Annotated in this window: 15 protein-coding genes and 1 other annotated feature; of the genes, 1 reads left to right on the top strand and 14 read right to left on the bottom strand. The window is 35.9% G+C overall.

Annotated elements, in window-relative coordinates; translation table 11 throughout:
* The 6 genes from WKK_RS01555 to WKK_RS01580 form a co-directional block, all read right to left on the bottom strand.
* Positions 1 to 870, bottom strand: coding sequence for a bifunctional 5,10-methylenetetrahydrofolate dehydrogenase/5,10-methenyltetrahydrofolate cyclohydrolase (locus WKK_RS01555; RefSeq protein WP_006845762.1), 870 nt, complete (start codon positions 868 to 870; stop codon positions 1 to 3).
* 153 nt (positions 871 to 1,023) lie between these two features.
* A complete protein-coding gene (locus WKK_RS01560) occupies positions 1,024 to 2,409 on the bottom strand; it encodes a DEAD/DEAH box helicase (protein ID WP_013989232.1) in 1,386 nt (461 codons plus the stop codon).
* A gap of 12 nt (positions 2,410 to 2,421) precedes the next feature.
* Positions 2,422 to 3,420, bottom strand: a complete 999-nt coding sequence (locus WKK_RS01565) for a Gfo/Idh/MocA family protein (protein WP_006845764.1) — start codon at positions 3,418 to 3,420, stop codon at positions 2,422 to 2,424.
* 197 nt (positions 3,421 to 3,617) lie between these two features.
* Entirely contained in the window at positions 3,618 to 4,988 is a 1,371-nt protein-coding gene (gene rlmD / locus WKK_RS01570; RefSeq protein ID WP_013989233.1) for a 23S rRNA (uracil(1939)-C(5))-methyltransferase RlmD, read from the bottom strand.
* 220 nt (positions 4,989 to 5,208) lie between these two features.
* Positions 5,209 to 6,525, bottom strand: coding sequence for a bifunctional folylpolyglutamate synthase/dihydrofolate synthase (locus tag WKK_RS01575; protein ID WP_013989234.1), 1,317 nt, complete (start codon positions 6,523 to 6,525; stop codon positions 5,209 to 5,211).
* 143 nt (positions 6,526 to 6,668) lie between these two features.
* Positions 6,669 to 9,326, bottom strand: coding sequence for a valine--tRNA ligase (locus tag WKK_RS01580; protein WP_013989235.1), 2,658 nt, complete (start codon positions 9,324 to 9,326; stop codon positions 6,669 to 6,671).
* Positions 9,327 to 9,402: 76 nt separating this feature from the next.
* Positions 9,403 to 9,619: a binding site (T-box leader), on the bottom strand.
* Between the two features lie 257 nt (positions 9,620 to 9,876).
* On the opposite strand from WKK_RS01580, the gene WKK_RS01585 reads away from it, so the two are divergent.
* Complete coding sequence (locus WKK_RS01585) at positions 9,877 to 10,650, top strand: hypothetical protein (protein WP_013989236.1); 774 nt, start codon at positions 9,877 to 9,879, stop codon at positions 10,648 to 10,650.
* 205 nt (positions 10,651 to 10,855) lie between these two features.
* Here the strand turns inward: WKK_RS01585 and WKK_RS01590 are convergent, their stop codons facing one another.
* The 8 genes from WKK_RS01590 to WKK_RS01625 all read right to left on the bottom strand — a co-directional run bounded on the left by WKK_RS01590 (position 10,856) and on the right by WKK_RS01625 (position 20,092).
* Positions 10,856 to 12,307, bottom strand: a complete 1,452-nt coding sequence (locus WKK_RS01590; protein WP_006845770.1) for a hypothetical protein — start codon at positions 12,305 to 12,307, stop codon at positions 10,856 to 10,858.
* 325 nt (positions 12,308 to 12,632) lie between these two features.
* Entirely contained in the window at positions 12,633 to 14,351 is a 1,719-nt protein-coding gene (locus WKK_RS01595; RefSeq protein WP_013989237.1) for an ABC transporter permease/substrate binding protein, read from the bottom strand.
* Complete coding sequence (locus tag WKK_RS01600; protein ID WP_006845772.1) at positions 14,344 to 15,546, bottom strand: quaternary amine ABC transporter ATP-binding protein; 1,203 nt, start codon at positions 15,544 to 15,546, stop codon at positions 14,344 to 14,346. Before WKK_RS01600 ends, WKK_RS01595 begins: the two co-directional genes overlap by 8 nt.
* A gap of 434 nt (positions 15,547 to 15,980) precedes the next feature.
* Positions 15,981 to 16,427 (bottom strand): universal stress protein, encoded by a 447-nt coding sequence (locus WKK_RS01605; protein WP_006845773.1) that lies wholly within the window; start codon positions 16,425 to 16,427, stop codon positions 15,981 to 15,983.
* Between the two features lie 89 nt (positions 16,428 to 16,516).
* Positions 16,517 to 16,792, bottom strand: coding sequence for a hypothetical protein (locus WKK_RS01610; RefSeq protein ID WP_013989238.1), 276 nt, complete (start codon positions 16,790 to 16,792; stop codon positions 16,517 to 16,519).
* A 333-nt stretch (positions 16,793 to 17,125) separates the two neighbouring features.
* Complete coding sequence (locus WKK_RS01615) at positions 17,126 to 17,647, bottom strand: prolyl-tRNA synthetase associated domain-containing protein (protein WP_013989239.1); 522 nt, start codon at positions 17,645 to 17,647, stop codon at positions 17,126 to 17,128.
* Between the two features lie 127 nt (positions 17,648 to 17,774).
* Positions 17,775 to 18,788 (bottom strand): acyltransferase family protein, encoded by a 1,014-nt coding sequence (locus tag WKK_RS01620; protein ID WP_013989240.1) that lies wholly within the window; start codon positions 18,786 to 18,788, stop codon positions 17,775 to 17,777.
* A gap of 17 nt (positions 18,789 to 18,805) precedes the next feature.
* Positions 18,806 to 20,092, bottom strand: coding sequence for a replication-associated recombination protein A (locus WKK_RS01625; protein ID WP_006845777.1), 1,287 nt, complete (start codon positions 20,090 to 20,092; stop codon positions 18,806 to 18,808).
* Positions 20,093 to 20,115: the final 23 nt, after the last annotated feature.

A 20,115-nucleotide genomic window follows, 5' to 3' on the forward strand; every position in this document is an offset into this window, starting at 1 on the left:
TTATAACTCCATTTGATGGTGCTGTACTGCTAATTCAACAGTAGTTTGTAGCAAAGTAGCGATCGTCATAGGCCCGACTCCCCCTGGGACCGGTGTAATTGCTGATGCTACCTCCTGAGCTGTTGTAAAATCAACATCCCCCGTTAAATGTCCATCGGGCAAACGTGTTATTCCAACATCAATCACAACAGCACCAGCTTTTAAATCTACTCCCTGAACTAAACCTGGTACTCCTGTTGCTGCAATTACAACATCAGCTTGTTGTAAAAGGTTATGTCGTAATTCATCTGGCGTATAACGATGTAATAGTGCTACCGTCGCATTCTGCGCTTCCAATAAAGCAAACAATGGACGACCCACTAAAATAGAGCGTCCTAAAATTACGATGAATTTACCGGACAATTCAACTTGTGTTTCTGCTAGTAGCCTCATTATTCCCTTCGGTGTATTAGCAATAGGATAATATCCAGCTCGGTTAGCAAATAATTTTCCAATATTTAATGGATTAAAACCATCCACATCCTTACTAGGATCAATGGCCGACTGCATTTTTTGTTCATCAATTTGTTTTGGTACTGGGCTTTGTAATAAAATTGCGTCAATTGTATCATCTTGATTTAATTCTTGAATTTTATTCAACACATCTTCTTCAACTACATCAGCAGGAAATGAAATCGTTTGGCCGTTAATGCCAGCCTTAGCCGCTGCCTTTTCTTTATTTCGAACATAAATTTGACTTGCTGGATCATCACCCACAATAATCACTGCAAGTCCTGGAATAATTCCTTGATCGGCTAATTGTTGAACTTGATTCGTTACTTCGTTACGAACTTGTTGTGCAATTTCTTTTCCATTAATAATATTTGCCATTGATGCCTCGCCTTCCTTCACTACGTCCCATGAATTTATGCATTCTTTTGCATATTTTACCACAAATCACACAATTTAACTGATGATTCAACTTGTAAATTTTTACAAAAAAAGCTAATGATCGTTTTTTAATCGATCATTAGCTTTGAAATTTTAATTAGTTTCTTTTATCTTTTGCTTATGTTTCGGCTTACCCTTATCTTTTTGGTTACGCCGTTTAGACTTCTTTGCTTTTTCAAAACGTTCCGTTCGACTCACAACTTCTGTTTCAGCAGAACGTGTTGATTCCACAAATTCTGACTTTTTAGTAGAATTAACATCCGTTATTATTTTATCAGCCTTGACTTTAGGTTTTGCGACTTTAACCGTTTTTTTCTTTTTTAAATCATGCCGCTTTTTATTAGCATCTTTAGATGCAGCTGGTTTCGTCACTTTCGCACTACCTGATTTAACCCCTAAGTGACTAACAAAACTTGTCCAAGGTAAAATTTCAAATTCAACTTGAACTAATCGTTTCAAATCACGTGCATCATGATCATTACCTAAAGTAATTACAAGGCCTGATTTACCCATTCGACCAGTTCGACCAGCTCGATGTGTATAGGTTTCCCCATCCCGTGGTAAATCAAAATTAATGATAGCTGGTAAATCAATGATATCCAAACCACGAGCTGCCACATCTGTTGTTAACAAAAATTTAGCTTTACCTTTTCGGAAATTTTCCAACGCAGTAGCCCGAGTATTACTAGAATCGCCTCGAACTAAAGTAGACATTGCTACATGTTCATGGGATAAAAAGCTGGCCGTTGTTTTCAATGCCTTGGTTGTGTTGAAAAAAATCATTGCTTGAAAATGATTTTGACTAGCAAATTGGCGAATCCGTTTTTGCTTTTGATCATTCGCCGTTGGAATCATTATATGTTGCAAGCTTGTGGGCATTGGAACATCACGTTGATCAATCCGTTGAAATGAACGTTCAAAGAGTTTAGCTGGAATAGTTGGATCAACCGCAGTAGCTCCAAATAAGGCAACTTGAATTGTTTCGTCTCCATAAACATCCCAAATATTTTTCAATTGTTCAGCCGTTTCTTCTTGAAGCAAAATATCAGCTTCATCTAAAATTAAAGTCCGCAACCGTTGAAGTTTTAATTTTTTATTGTTAACTAATTCGGCCACTCGACCTGGCGTTCCAACTAAAATTTCAGGATGTTTCTTCAAACGATCTAATTGATGTTTCACATTCGCTCCACCAGTCAATGCAAGTGTTTTTAATCCAAAAATATTAGCCCACTCTCGCATCACCCGTGTTGTTTGCATTGCTAATTCTTGCGAAGGAGCCATCACCAATAATTGTTCTCCATCACCCACTTGAATCTTTGGTAATAGGGGCCAAGTAAAGGCTAACGTCTTACCTGTTCCCGTTGGTGCTAATCCATCAATCGACTCACCAGCTGCCAAAGATGTTTCTACTGCTTCTTGAATTGGTGTCATAGCTAAGAATCCAGCCTGTTGTAACTGCTCTTTAATTTTTACGTCCATACTTTCCCCGTTCTAGTATTCCTGATCACTTGGGAATTTAATTCCCGCTGATTGTCGCAACTTAGTCAAAACTAAATTAACTTTTTGACTTAATATAGCTGCCTCTTCGTATTCATTAGTTGTTAAATTATCTTGTAATCCATTGGCAAAGAACATTGCCTCTTGTACCATTGGATTTTTCGGTGCTGGTTGACTAATGACCGTTAGATTTCCTTGACCATCATCATATTTAACCTCACCTAACTCTGCAATATTATCAATCACAATCGTATCTCGACGACCATGGACTTCAGATAATTCATAAGAATTAGTACTCTTCCCAAAGATTAATGTTACATCAAAGTTTGGATAGCGTAAGATAGCGGTCCCCCGACCATCTGCCCCATTATCTAATAATGTTGCAAAATAGTATTGATTTTCAGGTAATCCAAACAATTTAATCGCCGCATAAAGTGGATAAACGCCCAAATCAGCTAGTGCTCCAGCTGAAAATTCACGTGACAATACATTGGGATTTTTACCTGCTAAATAATCGTCAAATCGTGATGAATATTTTTCATAAACAAAAGTAGCACCTGAAATATGGTCCATTTGCTTAATTTTTTCTTCAATCACTTTAAAATTATCCTGATAAATGTGACGGGCTGCTTCAAATAATTTAACAGATGGGTTTTCTTGCAATAATGAATGTATCTTTTCATATTGCTCCGGATTATCAAATGCAGATTTTTCAACAATTACATTGACTCCGGATTTAATCGCTGATGCCGCTTGCTCAAAATGAAGACTATTTGGTGAGGCAATATAAACAACATCAATACCACTTTGTAAGAAGGCGTCCAAATCCGTCCATACGGCTTGATCCCCCGCAAAATTAGTGGCAAATTCTTGCCCTTTTTCCTCAGTTCGTGAATAAATCGCAACCAACTCATATTGATCAGTAGCTATCGCGGCCTCAATGAACATTTTTGTAATCCAATTCGTTCCAATAATTCCCAATTTAAGTGTCATCAACTCACCCTCCCTTGTATCAATTTCTATAACCCAATTATATCATTGATTACGTAAGATTAGTTTTATTCCGATGAATGATTAGTTACCAATTTAACATTGATTTTTAAATAAAAAACATCAGAGCATGTCGACTACGCCGATTGGTGCTTCTGATGTCATCATAGTTTTAAATTTAACCTCAAATATCTACGGACTTAGGCCTTAATAAAGACCGTTACCGTTTCAATATGTGTTGTTTGTGGGAACTGGTCAATTGGTTGTACTGATCCATCAATTTGATAACCATTTGCTAACAAATGCTCAGCATCTCGAGCTAATGTTGCAGGATTACATGAAATGTAAACAATCTTAGTTGGTTGCATTCCTGTTGCTGCATCAATTAATTCTGGAGTTAATCCCTTACGTGGAGGATCAACAAAGATCACATCCGGTTGAAGTTCAGCAGCTTGCCATTCAACCATCTTATCTTCAGCCTTACCCAATTCAAATTCAACGTTTTCAATTCCGTTAATTTTGGCATTACGTTTGGCATCTTCAACCGCACCTTGTACGATTTCAACCCCAACTACTCGACGAGCTTTAGCGGCAACTGATAATGAAATTGTTCCAATTCCAGAATAAGCATCAATTACTAGTTCTTCTCCTGTCAAGCCAGCTTTTTCAACGGCCATACTATATAACTTTTCCGTTGTTTGTGGGTTAACTTGGTAAAATGACATTGGTCCGATTTCAAAGGTCTTACCCCAGAGAGTGTCGGTAATATAATCAGCTCCCCAAAGAGTTTTATTCTTTGATCCCATGATCAAATTAGTCTTTTCAGAGTTAACATTTTGAATAATTGAAGTAACTTCTGGCAAAGCCTTTTTAATTCCTTCAACCAACATTTCAGCAACAGGTAACTTATTACGACGAGTCACAATGACAACCATCATTTCATGACTATAATACCCACGACGAACCATAATTGTTCGAATATCACCAGTATGCGTTTCCTCATCATATGCATCAAGTTGATAATGGCGCATTAAATCACGGACTACAATAATAGCTGCATCAATTGCTGGATCTTGAATATAATAATCTTCAATTGGTACCAATTGATGTGAATTACGTCGGTAGAAACCAGTTGTTAATTGACCACGGACCTTACGAACTGGCACTTGTGCCTTATTTCGATAACCAATTGGGTTTTCCATTCCAATTGTAGGCTCGATTGTTGCTGTTATATGCATCTTTTTAAATAATTCTTGAATTTGATTTTGCTTAAACTTTAATTGAGCATCATATGTTAAGTTTGCTAATGGTGCGATTCCAGTTGTTAAGGCTGCTTGGTTAACTTCGTGATTTCGTTCGTCAGACTCACGAATTCGCTTAATTACTCGGCCAAAGGCAAAGTTCTTTTGAACTTTAGTAACCCCTAATTTAACAACTTCACCCGGTACAGCATCGACTACGAAAATCGGATAATCTTCGACTTTTACCACACCCATTCCTTGGTATGTTAAGTCAATAACTTCACCTTCCAGTTCTTGATTTTTATAAACTGGTGCATTAATTTTTGCCATTAATTTTTTCTCCTCAAATGGTATTTGCGACAACTCATTTGTAAAACTGTCTCAAAAGACGGGACCGACCTTGCTCCTATCTAGAAACAAGGTAATAACAACTATAACATATTTCAAGTGTCAAATGTAAGCAACTTTTAATAACTAATTTACATTTATCCAATTAAATCAAAGCTTCCATTAACTTTCAGATACATCTAAAAGTTTAATTTTATCTGATTTAAATAATATGTTTTTGCGACCAAATTTGACGAACTTCTGCAACAAAATAAAGCGACCCACTAATGATAATTTTAGCTACCGGATCTTGTAACAATTCTTTATTTAATGCTATTTCCCAATCATCTTCAGCTTTGATATTTGCAATTGACAATTCATCTACTACAGTTTGTGGGTCAATTGCTGCCCTTTGATTGGGAGCAGTAAAGCTAACTACTATAACTCTAATTTGAGGTTCCTTAGCTAATTCATTCAACATTTTTAGATAATTTTTATCTGATAATACTCCAATAATAACTACCACCGGCTGTTCAAAATATCTTTGTTGAATTGTTTGAATTAAAGCTTGAATCCCCGCTAAATTATGGGCACCATCCAAGACTATTTCCGGATTTTGATTGATTTTTTCAAACCGAGCTGGCCATTCAACTTTCATCAATGCCTTTTGGATTAGTTCAAGTTGCATTGTGACATTTAGTGCTTGTAACGCTAAAGCTGCGGTTTCTAGAGCTACAGATACATTATCCAATTGATAATTACCTAACAACGCTAATTTTAAATTTTCGAACCGTCGCCCTTGTTGATCATACCAATCAAAAATCCAATCTCCGTCATCATTTTGCGTAATTTTTTTTAATTTAAATTGCATCTCCAGCTGGTATAAATGCTCAGTTTGCTTCGAAATCACCGGTATAGTTAATTCAGGTAATCGTCCAACCACTGTAATTTGATTTTGGTTCTTGATGATTCCAGCTTTTTGTTTTGCAATTTCAGTAACTGTATTCCCTAGAACCTTTTGGTGATCCAAGCCAATCGTGGTAATAACTGCTACTAATTTATTTTTTATTACATTGGTTGTGTCCCAAGTACCACCAATTCCAACTTCCAACACAACCACATCCAAATTTTGTTGGGCGAAATATACAAACATTAAAGCTGTTAAAGTTTCAAATTCCGTGGGTCCTCCATCTGGTAATGTTTGATCCAATTTAATCAAAATTGGCTCCATTCTTTGCATAATACGCGTCAAATCTTGATCACTGATCGGCTTATTATTTATCTGAATTCGTTCATTAAAACGCATAATAAATGGCGAAGTAAATAAACCAACTTTTAATCCATGCTCTAATAGCAGCTGCTCCGTCATACGTGCAACTGAACCTTTACCGTTGGTTCCCGTAATATGAACATACTTTAACTGATCTTGTGGATTACCCAGAGCCTCAAGTAAATCATCAATTCGTGCAAAAGTATTTTTCTTTGCCCATTTATTACGCCCATGAATATAATTTATTGAATCATCGTAATTTTGAATCATTTTAGTATTCCTTAATTTTCTTAATCGTCTTGAACAATTCGATTAATTTTTAATGTAGCGACTAAAAAAGGTTGAGACAAAATTGTCCCAACCTCTATTATAAACATCTTCTAAAATTTATCCGTAATCAGTTTTAATAAAAACTATTTAGCAGCCTTCAATTCCATTAAACGTTCATTTGTAGTTGCAAATTTACTTTCCCAATCAGCTAGCTTTTCGCGTTCTGCCAAAACTACTTTTTCGGGTGCGGAATTTACAAATTTTTCATTTTTTAACTTACCTTGAGCTCTTTTAACTTCACCTTGGAACTTTTTAGCTTCATTTTCTAGGCGTATAATTTCGTCATCCAAATTGATTAATTCAGCCAATGGCACAATAACTTCAGCCCCAGTGATAACCTTCGTCATTGCTAACTGCGGAGCCTTTACTTCAGCAGAAACTACCAATTGCTTAGGCTTAACAAAGCGGTTAATATAATCAGAATTCGTTTTAATAATTTGCATCAATTCTTCATCAGAAGTTTGAACCATCACGTCAATCAAAGTTGACATTGGAGCATTGGCCTCTGTTCTAATATTACGAACTGCTGTAATTAAATCAACTAAGCGCTTAAAATCAGCTTCTGCTTTTTGATCATCTAATTGGTCATTAGCAGTTGGGAATTCAGCACTAGTCAATGAGTCCCCCACGTGCGGCATCGTTAACCAAATTTCTTCGGTTACAAATGGCATAATTGGGTGCAATAAACGTAAGGTTTGGTCCAAAACATACGCCAAAACTTGTTGAACATTTTGTTTGGCTTGATCATCATCCCCATTCAACGTTTCTTTCGTCATTTCAATATACCAATCGGCAAAATCATTCCAAATGAAGTTATAAAGGGTACGACCAGCTTCGCCAAATTCAAATTTATCAAAATTCTGATTAACTGTGGCAATTGTTTGGTTCAAGCGTGACAAAATCCACTTATCTGCTAAAGTTAAATCCGTTTTAGAAGGTATTTTCACTTCTGTATCATCATCCAAATTCATGATGACATAACGTGACGCATTCCAGATCTTATTAATGAAGTTCCAAGCCGCGTCCATCTTAGTATATGAAAAGCGAACATCTAATCCAGGAGTAGATCCGTTAGCCAAGAACCAACGTAATGCATCAGCCCCATACTTTTCAATAACATCCATTGGGTCAATTCCATTTCCCAATGACTTTGACATTTTACGACCTTGTTCATCACGAATCAAACCATGAATTAAGACATTTTGGAATGGACGTCGACCTGTGAATTCCTTTGATTGGAACATCATCCGCGCAACCCAGAAGAAGATAATATCATATCCTGTAACTAAAGTATTAGTTGGGAAGTAGCGCTTGAAATCAGGTGCTTCTGTATCCGGCCAACCCATCGTTGAAAATGGCCATAAAGCAGATGAGAACCAAGTATCTAAGACGTCTGTCTCTTGTTCCCAATTTTCCAGATCACTTGGTGCATCTTCACCAATATAAATTTCACCGGTTTCTTTATGATACCAAGCTGGAATTTGATGTCCCCACCATAATTGACGCGAGATCACCCAATCATGAATATTTTCCATCCAATTAGTAAAGGTATTTTCAAACCGTGGTGGATAAAAGTCGACTCGATCTTCAGTCTTTTGCATAGCCAATGCTTGTTCAGCCAATGGCTTCATTTTAACAAACCATTGAGTTGAAAGACGAGCTTCAACTGGCACACCAGTTCGTTCTGAATGTCCAACTGAATGGGTATACGGTTCTACTTTCAACATCCAACCAGCATCCGTCAAATCATTGACGATCGCCTTACGTGCATCATCACGATCCATTCCGGCATACTTGCCAGCTCGATTATTCATTGATCCATCTTCGTTCATGGTATTGATTCGTTCCAAATCATGTCGATTTCCGACTTCAAAATCATTAGGATCATGGGCTGGTGTAATTTTAACCATTCCCGTTCCAAAATCCATTTCAACATATTCATCCGCAATAACGGGAATTTCTCGATCAACTAATGGCACTTTAATCGTCTTACCAATAATATCTTGATAACGTTCATCCTTAGGATTAACCGCTACCGCAACGTCTCCAAACATAGTTTCCGGACGGGTTGTGGCAATTTCAATATAATCTTTACCATCTAAAGTTGTTCCATCCGTAAATGGATATTTAACATGATAAAAAGCCCCTTCAATATCTTTATAAATAACTTCGATATCTGATAATGCGGTCCGTGCCTTTGGATCCCAGTTAATAATATACTCACCACGATAAATTAAATCTTTTTCATACAATGTAACAAATACTTTTTTAACGGCCGCTGAAAGTCCATCATCTAAAGTAAAACGTTCACGATCATAGTCTAGGGAAAGACCAAGCTTACTCCATTGTGACTTAATGGTATCAGCATATTCATTCTTCCAGTCCCAAACTTGGTCCACAAACTTCTCCCGTCCCAAATCATATCGTGAAATATTCTGTTCGGCTAAACGTTGTTCTACTTTTGCTTGTGTAGCAATTCCGGCATGATCCATCCCAGGAATCCAAACTGTATCAAATCCTTGCATCCGCTTTTGACGAATAATAATATCTTGTAAAGTAGTATCCCATGCATGGCCTAGATGCAACTTTCCAGTTACGTTAGGAGGTGGAATAACAATCGAATAAGGTCGAGCCTTTTTATTTTCTGATGGTGCAAACCGCTTGTCTTGCAACCACTTATCATATCGCCCCGTCTCAACAGCAGTTGGATCGTACTTACCTGGCATTTCAATTTCTCGCATTGTATACTCCTTATTCTTTTTGATCGATTTAAAAAGCTTTTTAAATAAAAAAAGCCCCAATGAATCAATACTGATTCATCAGGGCGAAATTAATCACGGTACCACCTGATTTAGAATAAAAGTTTTATCCTATCTCATCTGTCCTTAACGCGGAAAACGGAATTAACTACTTAAAAAGTTTCACTAATCCAGCGCCCTGACTACCTTCGTTTAAACAATATGATGGTTTCCCAGCAAATTACCACTCTCTAAGCATATCGTTTTAAACTAATCCTTCAGAACTTAACTATTCCATAATTGTACTTTGCCTTGCCAATTTTTACAAGGCTAATCTACAATTTAAACAATGCTTTCTTGAAGTAATCATATAACAATTATTTACAAAACTACGATAATAATAGTGCTTACTTCAAATCATGATTGATATGATTAAAACCTACAGCTCCATGCTTTTTCAAAAGGAAACAAATTAATTAATAAATGCTTGATATGAGATTTTAAGATTAGTTTTTGATACAATTGTATATAAATAAAATTTATGGAGGAATTTATGCGTAAACACGGGAAAAGAATTGTTATTTCAATAAGTGCCTTAGTATTGGTCATCGCAATCCTAGCCTTTACTTCATTAGCAATTAAACATCAAAATGATGTTAAACACCAGAATCAAATCACTGCCGAAGCCAAGAAAAAATCATCGATTAAAGTTAAAAAGGAGAAACAAGAAAAGCAAAAAAAGCAAGAAGATCGCGCTATCTCTGAAGTCGTAAAAGACCCTGATGCTAGCTCCATTGCTACTTCAACGTCGAAACAAACGATTCAAAAGAATAATTTTAGTAATATTTTCATCAAGCAATTAACTTCAGAAAAGTTGCCGGTTAAGGTACAAACAATCCTAATAAAGGATCAAACGGCCACTATTATTTTACAAGACAATATAAAGCAAAAAGACATCAAAACTTATCTAGATAACTATGCTAAAACTGTAGCAATCGCGCTCCAGGTAGCTGATCAAAATTCAGATAATGAAATTACAACCATTAAAATTGCTCGTCAAATCAGTCTTAAAAATGGTTCACAATTCGGAATTGCCACCCTTTGGGACGGCGACCAATTAAAAAATAACAGCAATCTAAAAGTTGAAGACACCACAGCTGACAACTTGATTCCAAATGCGTCTCGCTATGAATTCAGTGGCTCAATTTGGTCAAACTTTGACCAGAAGCAAAAAAACGTCTATACCAACCACATAACTAGTGGTAAAGCTGAAGACAATAATGAATTCAATACTTGGTTCGATAATTCAACTCACAAGCAAGATTAATGGAATTTATAAATATAAATCAAAAGACAAGCTTAAAAATTATGATTTACCAACTTTTGATATTCAATAAATTTAAAAGGTTAGAGTATTTTGCTCTGACCTTTTTTATTAATTGCAATCGTATAATTTTTAAAGACACAAAAAATAAGCAACTTTGAATCAATATCTAAGCGATTCATAGCTACTTATCATTTTTTATTTTGAATTACTTTTGTCGAAAGAAAAGCCGTTTTAGGAATGCAATTAAGCCACCCTTTTTTTGCTTTTCCTGACTTCGTTTTGTTCGAGAATAATTAAGTTCATCACCATCAGTCTCTTGATTATTAGGAACTATAGTCTCTTTTGGCCGCGGTTCTGGAATCTTAAGATCACGTTGATAATCACCATCTCGCATAACTTCAGCGACCCCTGTAGCTGTAGCAATTTGTTCATCACCATCTACGACATTCGGATCACCGATATTTGAATTTCTATCTTCAAAATCTTCAAAATCCTCAAACTCGATATCACTTTCTGATTCAACTATTGTATCTTCATCTTCAAACTCGATATCTTCTTCTGAGTCAACTACCAATTCTTCGTCTTCAAACTTAGCATCTTGTTCTGGTTCAGGTACCAATTCTTCATCTTCGAATTTAGCATCTTTTTCTGGTTCAGGTACCGATTCTTCGTCTTCGAACTTAGCATCTTGTTCTGGTTCAGGTACCAATTCTTCATCTTCGAATTTAGCATCTTTTTCTGGTTCTACTGTCGTATCTTTAACTGAGTCGATAAAATGAGGTTGTAATACTTCAACCTGTATAGTTTGAATGGTAGTAATTAATTTATCATCAAACATTGTTGAATCTTCCATTTTAGATGACTCAAAATCAGTAGCTAGAATTGGTTCTGATTGAATCTCTTGATTCATATCCGGTTCCACTGGACTATTTATTTCTGTGGCTTGAATTTCTTCCAACTCTGCTCGAGATTGTGTATTTTCATCCGGAGAAATTGATTCTACGATTGAATTTACAAAAGATTCTGATGCAGCAGCTTTTTCCATCAAACTGTGATCATAAGCCGCTGAAGCAGCCCGACGGCCTTCAGCGGCATCAGCATAACTGTTAATCATATCATCCGTTAAAATTGGAATCGTCATTGTCTTGGTAGTAACCCCAATTTCAACGGGCACTTCCATTTGTTCACCTGTTACTGGGTTTAAAGCTGTTACCCGCAAATCTTCTGGACGAAGTGCGATTGGAATTTGTAATTCAAATTCTAATTTATCATCAATCAACACTTCAATTGGATGGGTATTTTCAGGAGTATGAACTTCAATGAATAACCCAGGCTGATTAACTGATCCCGTTAATTTTCGCGTAATCCCTTGTGTAGACAAAACTGCCGTCACAATTGGTTCAGGAGCCTGAACATGAAGAACTGTTTCATTAGTAACTTCTGGATGCTCTGGTAGCATTGCTTTAACCAAAATATCACCATGAGCTTTTTTCCAGTCAATATCGATTAAAAATGAACCATTTTCATCGACTTCTGGTCGAACGATTGATTGATCAGCCAAAGTTAATTCAATTTGAGCACGATAATCTCCGACTGATCCAATAATAGTAATACTACTGCGTTTATTTAAAACTGTTGCTGTTAATGGTAATTTCATAGTTTTCCCTCGTAGCTTGCTCAGCCTTTTCATCAAACTTTATATAAGTATATCATATGATAAATTTGGAATTTTTGCACATATATTAATGATAAATTGATACTTATTTAAACATTTCCTGCTTCATTTAATCAATACCACTAAAAAACACAGTGACAAAGCCATTTAAAGCGCTAACTTATTTCTAAATATGTTTAAATTTTCATCTTATTAAATAAGTATTAATGTAAAAAAAAGGTTGAGACAAAATCATCTCAACCTCTATAAGAATGTTTCAAAATCTGCTTTTCAGCACTAATTTATATTAACAATCTTTCAGTAATATTTATTCAAACCAAGCATCAACTTCTTTTTGGTGGGCTTTAATCCACTTTTTAGCAGCTGATTGCGGTGTTGACCCACCACTAATATCCAACATTACACTTTCCATATCATCAGGTTGCCATTTGAATTTTTTCATTACTTTATAAACATCTGGCTTGCTTTCCTTCAAATCTTTACGAGTCATGGTATTCAAGCTCTCACTCTTACCCATTACACCCTTTGGATCAGCTAAATACTTAAGATCATATTTTTGCCACATCCAATGTGGTGACCAACCAGTAATTACGATTGGTTGATGTTGCTTGATAGCTTTATCTAAAGTAACTGCCATTGATCCAGTTGAAGAAGTTTGGACTTGCCAACCACTCAAATTTGGATACTCTTTTACAGCCTTTTGAGCAGCTGCAACAACACCAGCACCAGGTTCAATTCCAGTAATCGTTTGATCAGCCTCTTGTTGCAAATCATCAATACTGTCTACATCCATATAAGAAGGAACAACTAATCCTACTCGAGCGCCCTTCAAATTTGGGCCTAAAATATCTAATTGATCATGATATTTTTGATATTGAGCTTTTTGAGTATTGGGTAACCAAGCAGATACAGATGCATCAGCTTGACCATTAGCTAAAGTTTGCCACATAACTGCGTTATCAAGCGGTGTTAAATTAACTTGATAACCATGTTGACGCATTGCTTCAGCTAAAACATTATTTGAAGCTACTTCAGAATCCCATTGTACATAAACTAGATCAACTGACTTCTTTGATTGCTGTTGTGTATGGAATAATCCTACTACCATGCTACCCAACAAAACAACGGCTGTAATTGCCCCAATCCATTTTTTCATAGGGCTCTTAGGTTCTTGCTTGGCAGGCTCAACATTTGTGAATTGAACAAATCGATCAATCACAATAGCTAAGATAACCAAAGCAAATCCGCTAACGAATCCACTACCAACATCCGCTTTTTGAACGGCTGCTAAAACTCCTTGACCAAGGCCAGGCGCCCCAACCATTGAGGCCATAACAACCATTGAAAGAGCTAACATAATCGATTGGTTAACTCCCGCTAAAATAGTTGATTTAGCTAATGGCAATTCAACCTTAAATAATTTTTGCCAAGCAGTTGATCCAAATGAATCAGCTGCTTCTTCCATTTCTGTTGGCACTTGTCGAATTCCCAAACTAGTAAAGCGTACTGTTGGGGGCAAAGCGAAGATCAATGAGGCGAAAATTCCTGGTACTGCCCCAATTCCAAAGAAAGCAACTGCTGGAATCAAATAAACGAAACCAGGCATAGTTTGCATCAAATCAAGTAGCGGTTGAACAATTTTATCAACAGTGTTAGATTTTGACATCCAAATTCCTAGAGGAACTCCAATAATAATAGCCAAGATACTTGATAATAATACCAAAGTCGTTGTTTGAATTAAGTCTGACCATAATCCTTGGTTCCAAACTAGAAGTAGTCCTAAAGCTGTAAAGAGTGGGAAAGTCCATTTTTTACCACTAATTAAGAGTGCAAAAATCGTTAATGCAATAATCAAAATAATTGGTTGAATCGCACCTAAGGCTGCATTAGACCAGTCCATCAAGGCTTGCCCACCGGTTTGGATAGCTCCAAAGAAACCAGTCCAGTTATCAGTCAACCAATTTACAATCTTCTCAACATATTCAGCTAATGGAATTTTAGAGGTTAGTAATAATAAATTAAGCATTTTGTCCCTCCTTATCCGCATTATTCGTTGCCGGTGCTAAAGCTTCAAGCACTCGTCCACGAATGATTACCCCTAGTAACTTACCATCTTCAACAACAGCTAAGGGGGTTGGAGCGTCATAAATAATAGGCACAATATCTGAAACTAACATGTCTTTTGATACAGTTGGCATTTCAGTCAAAACATCTGTTACTGGCAAATGATCATGTCGTGCTCGTAGAGCATTCTCTGTTGATAGGAAACCACGGAATTGACGTTTACGATCTACCGCCACCAAACCACTGACTTCTTCGGTTACCATCTTCTTAAGCGCCACATTCGGTCCATCGACATCAACATTTGTTGTGAATGGTTTAGCCATAATCTTTTCAGCAGTCAAAACCTTTGAACGATCTAAGTCTTCCGTAAACTGACGGACATAGTCATTAGCAGGATTAGTTAGAATTTCTTCTCCCGTTCCAATTTGAACAACTTCTCCATCTTTCATAATCGCAATTCGATCCCCAATTCTAAGGGCCTCATTCAAATCATGGGAAATAAAAATAATCGTTTTCTTGAAACGTTCTTGTAAATCAAGCAACTCGTCTTGCATATCCCGACGGATTAATGGGTCTAACGCTGAAAAAGCCTCATCCATTAGAAGAATTTCTGGGTCATTAGTCAATGCTCGAGCTAACCCCACTCGTTGTTGCATTCCCCCAGATAATTGACTAGGATATTGATCTTTAAATGGCATAAGATTAACATCTTCCAAGGCTTTTTCAGCTCTTTTAATTTGCTCATCTTTTTTAATGCCTTGTACTTCAAGACCATACATTGTATTTTCTAAAACTGTACGTTGTGGGAAAAGTCCAAAACTTTGAAAGACCATACTCATCTTGGTACGTCTAACCTCTAACAGTTCTTTCTTATCCATTTTTGAAACATCTCTACCATCTAAATAAATTGAACCAGACGTAGGTTCAATCAGACGATTCAACAATCGAATTAATGTTGACTTTCCTGAACCAGAAAGTCCCATAATAACGAAAATCTCACCTTCTTCAATGGTTAAGTTGGCATCGTAAACACCAACTGTAGATCCAGTTTTTGCTAAAATGTCATTCTTATCCGCATGTTTTTCAACTAACTCTAATGCGGGTTTTATTCGTTTTCCAAATATTTTCGTAAGGTGTTCAATTTTTACCTTAGGCATGCATTACCTCCTGCATTTTTTTCAATTTACGGATTAATAATTTAATCGCTTGTCTTAAATTCTAACTTAATAAAAAGAGCTATGTCAAAAGTACGCATTACAAAGTAACCGCTTTCACTCTAATTTTTTTGTTATTAAACTTTAACAAAAAACTCTTAGATGCTTTTTCTAATGAAATTCATCCTTGTCGTTTTCGACCATTAATCCGTTGTAATTCTAATGTAATATTCATTCAGTATCTTTGTAATAATTTATAATAAATTATTTAATCTAAAATATCATATGATTTTTTCATAAAAAAAAACTGAGACATAAAACGTAAGGTTTCTTACTTTAACGTCATTTTCATCTTAATCCTTGGTTGGATAAGTATGGAAAAACTTTAAATCGTAACCCTTCAACGAATGTGTCTCACTTTCTTTAAAAATCTATTATTAATTAGCTCGTACAATCAAAGTGTCGACCTTGGCTGATCGAGTTACATACTCGGTAACAGATCCAATTAAGAAACGTTCAATTGTATTTAAACCAGTTGCACCCATAATCACTAAATCAATGCCATATTTTTCAACAGCTTGATGTCCAATGATATTTTTTGGAGAACCATACTCAATCGTATATTCAACCTGTTCAACTCCAGCATCCTGAGCTTGCTTCAAATAAACATCCATTGTCTTCTTTGCTGTATCAGCAATTTCTTCGACCATCGCTGTCTTAAAGTCAGCAACATTTTGAAAAGCTCGGGTATCAATAACATGCAAAATATGCAAGTCAGCATGGTTACGCTTAGCAATTTCGATCGCTTGATCTAACGCAGCCTCTGCCTCTTTTGATCCATCAACCGGTACCAAAATATTTGTATAGTTCATCTCAAGTGCCATAATTCAACCCCCTTTTGATTAAATCGCAAATTAATTTATATTCTTATTATACCATGATTGTAACCCTTTTCATTAAATTATAATAACATTTAATGAAACATTTTTTGACTGATAATAATCCCTAATAGCATCGTAGAAAACATTGCTACAATTAAGATTCCTGTGACAGGCCAAGGTGCACTACCCCAAACAAGAATACTAATTAACACAGCTACTGCTAAAATGATCAACCAGACCCCGAATCCAACTGCCGTTTTTTTAATTGATTTCCCTTTAATACCTAATAAGGCATCCTTATTTTTCAATAAAAGGAATCCAATTCCACCAATTAATAAGGAAAATAAAATTTCAACAAAAATTACCATTATTTCTCTCCATTATTATAAAATAAAAGCCTGCCAGGCATGAGCCGTAGCAGGCGGTAAACACTTGATTGGCGCCGTTAGTTGATCCGTCATTGTTGGCTCCTAAGATAAGAAAGTGGGTACTAAGACAGCATTTGGAGCTACCTCGTGTTAAGGTATGCTCCGCCGGCTTTCCGCCATTCCCGTTTAGAAAAAGGTTGTAAAGCAACATAATGAATATAGGATCACGCGTACGTCCAAGAAATTTACTATAAATTAATTATACACCATTATTTATATTTTTTTGAGTTAAAACACATTTTTTAAAATTAAAGTCATTTAATATTTATATCACTACACTGTCAAAACATTATATGTGTATCCATAAGACTTAATAAACTTCATTAAATCTTCCGCTTCTAAGAAAATTGTATGTGTATTTTCATTGGGGTGAAAAGTTAATAAAGTTTCTTGATCTAGCATATCTTTATCAAAATAAATATCAACATCATGGCCTTCGCTATACATGACGCCAAACGGAGAAATAATACCAGGTTCTAAATTAAGAAGTTCTTCAACCTCATTTTCTTTAGCCAGAGAGAGACGTTTTTTACCAGATACTTCTTGAAAATGTTTAAAGTCCAAACGTTTTGAATCATCCATGATAACTAAATAAAAATTATTTTTCTTATCCCGTAAAAGCATAGATTTTGTTCGAACGCCTTTTAAATTTGCTATAAATTGATCCGCCTGTTGAATAGTTTCAGCAGGTGCGTGATGGACTATCTTATAATCTATATTTAGGCTTGTCAATTTGGCAATTAAATCCTCGTACTTCTGATGATTATCCTTAGTAACTTGATTTGAATTTTCCATAATATCTAGACCCTTTCAATTTATAATATTTAAAAAATTTCAGATACATTAAACCCACAATATTTCACTTTCATGACTTTCAAATCCTTTTAAAAACACCTTTAAATAGGATAATTAATTCATTCTTTTAGCTTCTTTCTTTCGTTCGATCTGACCACCATCGAGTCGGATAAAAAATGATTTGTAATGGTCGATATCTCAAACTAATCCAGGCGACCCACCGAGAAAGCTCCCAAGTAAAAATTAAGATCAAAAAGGTCAATAAATAAAAATTATTAATTCCTAATTTTAATAACAAAATTCTCAAAATAGAAGCTAACGGTGCATGAACTAAATAAATAATTAGTGAATTTTTACCAGCATTTAACCAATACATTTTAGTTCTTTTCAAATGTAAAACTTGAAAAAATTTAAATGCAACTATCACACTAGCTAACTTTCCTAACATGATTAATGGTGTTGGCCCATTTGTGTCATACCATTCTGTAGGAATTTGACTTTGAGCATACAAAGTCATTAATAATACTATTAAAGAACAAATTACAACACCTGATTGTAGCATTATTTTAGAATTATTTTTAATTAAATACCCCAGAAAAAAGAAGATACTCCAAACACATACATCTTGTAAAATTAACGGTCCTTGAACATGCCAACCGACAAACACTAATCCTACATATATCAATGCCTGGAACCAAATATTTATTTTAAGTGAAAATAATACACTCATTAGCAACCAAGTTAAAAATAAGGTTTCTAAAAACCACAAATACCCGATTGGAGTAATCCCCATAGTTAATAATGATGACCATTGATGTCCTTCATGCACATCCCCGCCCGCACATTGTTGTAATCCAACATAAATAACAGAGAAGATGATAGAAGGCCAAAGTAAATTCCACGCTTTTTTCTTAAATTGATCTATAAAATATTTTCGATTTTGTGGAACTTTATAAAGGTAACCTGATAATGCCAAAAAAATTGGCATAATGATCAAAAAAATTCCACTCATGGAGCATTCTAAGCCTAATTTAGCTTCAGGAAATAAGTTAGTTTTATAAATTCCTTCTAAAACATGGACCAAAACTACCAAAAAAATGGTTTGCCCTTTTGCAATGTCAATCCATTCAATTCTTTTCATCACATACTACCCTTATTTTATTTTAAGCCATTTTTTTGTGCTTGTCGTAATTGCTGATACTGTTGCTGATATGCAACTTCAACCTTGGAATTACCTTTTGGTTCCCAATACTGCTTACCTTTCAAACGATTTGGCAAATATTGTTGTGCAATCCAATCTCCTGAATAATTATGAGGATACAGGTAGTCTACCCCGTGACCTAGTTTCTCGGCTCCTGCATAATGTGAATCCTTTAAATGAGGTGGAATTTCACCAGCATTACCACTCGTTACATCCGACAAGGCCGCATCAATTGCCATCATGGCAGAGTTAGATTTTGGTGACAATGCTAGCTCAATAATAGCATTCGCCAATGGAATTCGGGCTTCAGGAAAACCTAATTTTTCCGCCGTTTCAATAGCCATAATGGCTCGTTCAACCCCTGCTGGATTAGCTATTCCAACATCCTCATAGGCAATCACTCTCAGGCGACGGGCCAAAATAACTAAATCACCAGCTTCAATTAACCGCGCAGCATAGTGCAAAGCAGCATCAGCATCACTACCACGGATTGACTTTTGTAAGGCTGAAATCACATTATAGTGAGCATCTCCATCTTTATCTGCCGTTAATGCCTTCTTTTGAACACTTTCTTCCACAACTGCTAGATTAATTTCAATCACTCCGTCAGAATTTGGATCGGTTGATTTAACCGCCAACTCCAGTCCATTTAAAGCCGATCTTAAATCACCATTAGTCGCTTGTACTAAATGTTCCTTGGCCGCTTGATCAATTTTAATCTGGTACTGTCCTAGTCCCCGACTATCATCATGAATCGCCCGTTCAATTGCAACCATCATATCAGACTGGGTTAAAGGCTTAACTTCAAAAATTTGTGTCCGAGAACGAATAGCTGGATTAATAGACAGGTATGGATTCTCCGTTGTGGCTCCAATTAAAACAATTCGTCCACTTTCAAGGTGTGGTAATAAAAAGTCTTGCTTGGTCTTATCTAGACGATGAATTTCATCTAGCAACAAAATCACAGTCCCTGACATTTTAGCCTCTTCAGCCACAATTTGAAGATCTTTTTTACTGTCAGTTGCAGCATTCAACATTCGAAAAGCATATTGTGTTGACCCCGCAATAGCGCTGGCAATACTAGTCTTTCCTGTTCCAGGTGGTCCGTATAAAATCATCGATGATAGCATTTTTGCCTTAACCATTCGCTCAATGATTTTACCAGGACCAATTAAATGTTGTTGACCGACAACTTCTGCAATTGTTTTTGGTCGCATCCGAAATGCTAATGGTTCCTGTGCCATTCCAAGCTCCTTTATGATCATTT

Source organism: Weissella koreensis KACC 15510 (assembly GCF_000219805.1).
Lineage (GTDB): Bacteria > Bacillota > Bacilli > Lactobacillales > Lactobacillaceae > Weissella > Weissella koreensis.

What these genes read in the sequence shown, in the direction of transcription:
- WKK_RS01580 (WP_013989235.1), bottom strand. Translation starts at nt 9,326, where the DNA reads ATGCGAGAAATTGAAATGCCAGGTAAGTACGATCCAACTGCTGTTGAG.
- WKK_RS01575 (WP_013989234.1), bottom strand. Translation starts at nt 6,525, where the DNA reads ATGATTCAAAATTACGATGATTCAATAAATTATATTCATGGGCGTAAT.
- WKK_RS01625 (WP_006845777.1), bottom strand. Translation starts at nt 20,092, where the DNA reads ATGGCACAGGAACCATTAGCATTTCGGATGCGACCAAAAACAATTGCA.
- WKK_RS01560 (WP_013989232.1), bottom strand. Translation starts at nt 2,409, where the DNA reads ATGGACGTAAAAATTAAAGAGCAGTTACAACAGGCTGGATTCTTAGCT.
- WKK_RS01590 (WP_006845770.1), bottom strand. Translation starts at nt 12,307, where the DNA reads ATGAAATTACCATTAACAGCAACAGTTTTAAATAAACGCAGTAGTATT.
- WKK_RS01610 (WP_013989238.1), bottom strand. Translation starts at nt 16,792, where the DNA reads ATGGTAATTTTTGTTGAAATTTTATTTTCCTTATTAATTGGTGGAATT.
- WKK_RS01600 (WP_006845772.1), bottom strand. Translation starts at nt 15,546, where the DNA reads ATGCCTAAGGTAAAAATTGAACACCTTACGAAAATATTTGGAAAACGA.
- WKK_RS01605 (WP_006845773.1), bottom strand. Translation starts at nt 16,427, where the DNA reads ATGGCACTTGAGATGAACTATACAAATATTTTGGTACCGGTTGATGGA.
- WKK_RS01555 (WP_006845762.1), bottom strand. Translation starts at nt 870, where the DNA reads ATGGCAAATATTATTAATGGAAAAGAAATTGCACAACAAGTTCGTAAC.
- WKK_RS01595 (WP_013989237.1), bottom strand. Translation starts at nt 14,351, where the DNA reads ATGCTTAATTTATTATTACTAACCTCTAAAATTCCATTAGCTGAATAT.
- WKK_RS01585 (WP_013989236.1), top strand. Translation starts at nt 9,877, where the DNA reads ATGCGTAAACACGGGAAAAGAATTGTTATTTCAATAAGTGCCTTAGTA.
- WKK_RS01615 (WP_013989239.1), bottom strand. Translation starts at nt 17,647, where the DNA reads ATGGAAAATTCAAATCAAGTTACTAAGGATAATCATCAGAAGTACGAG.
- WKK_RS01565 (WP_006845764.1), bottom strand. Translation starts at nt 3,420, where the DNA reads ATGACACTTAAATTGGGAATTATTGGAACGAATTGGATTACAAAAATG.
- rlmD (WP_013989233.1), bottom strand. Translation starts at nt 4,988, where the DNA reads ATGGCAAAAATTAATGCACCAGTTTATAAAAATCAAGAACTGGAAGGT.
- WKK_RS01620 (WP_013989240.1), bottom strand. Translation starts at nt 18,788, where the DNA reads ATGAAAAGAATTGAATGGATTGACATTGCAAAAGGGCAAACCATTTTT.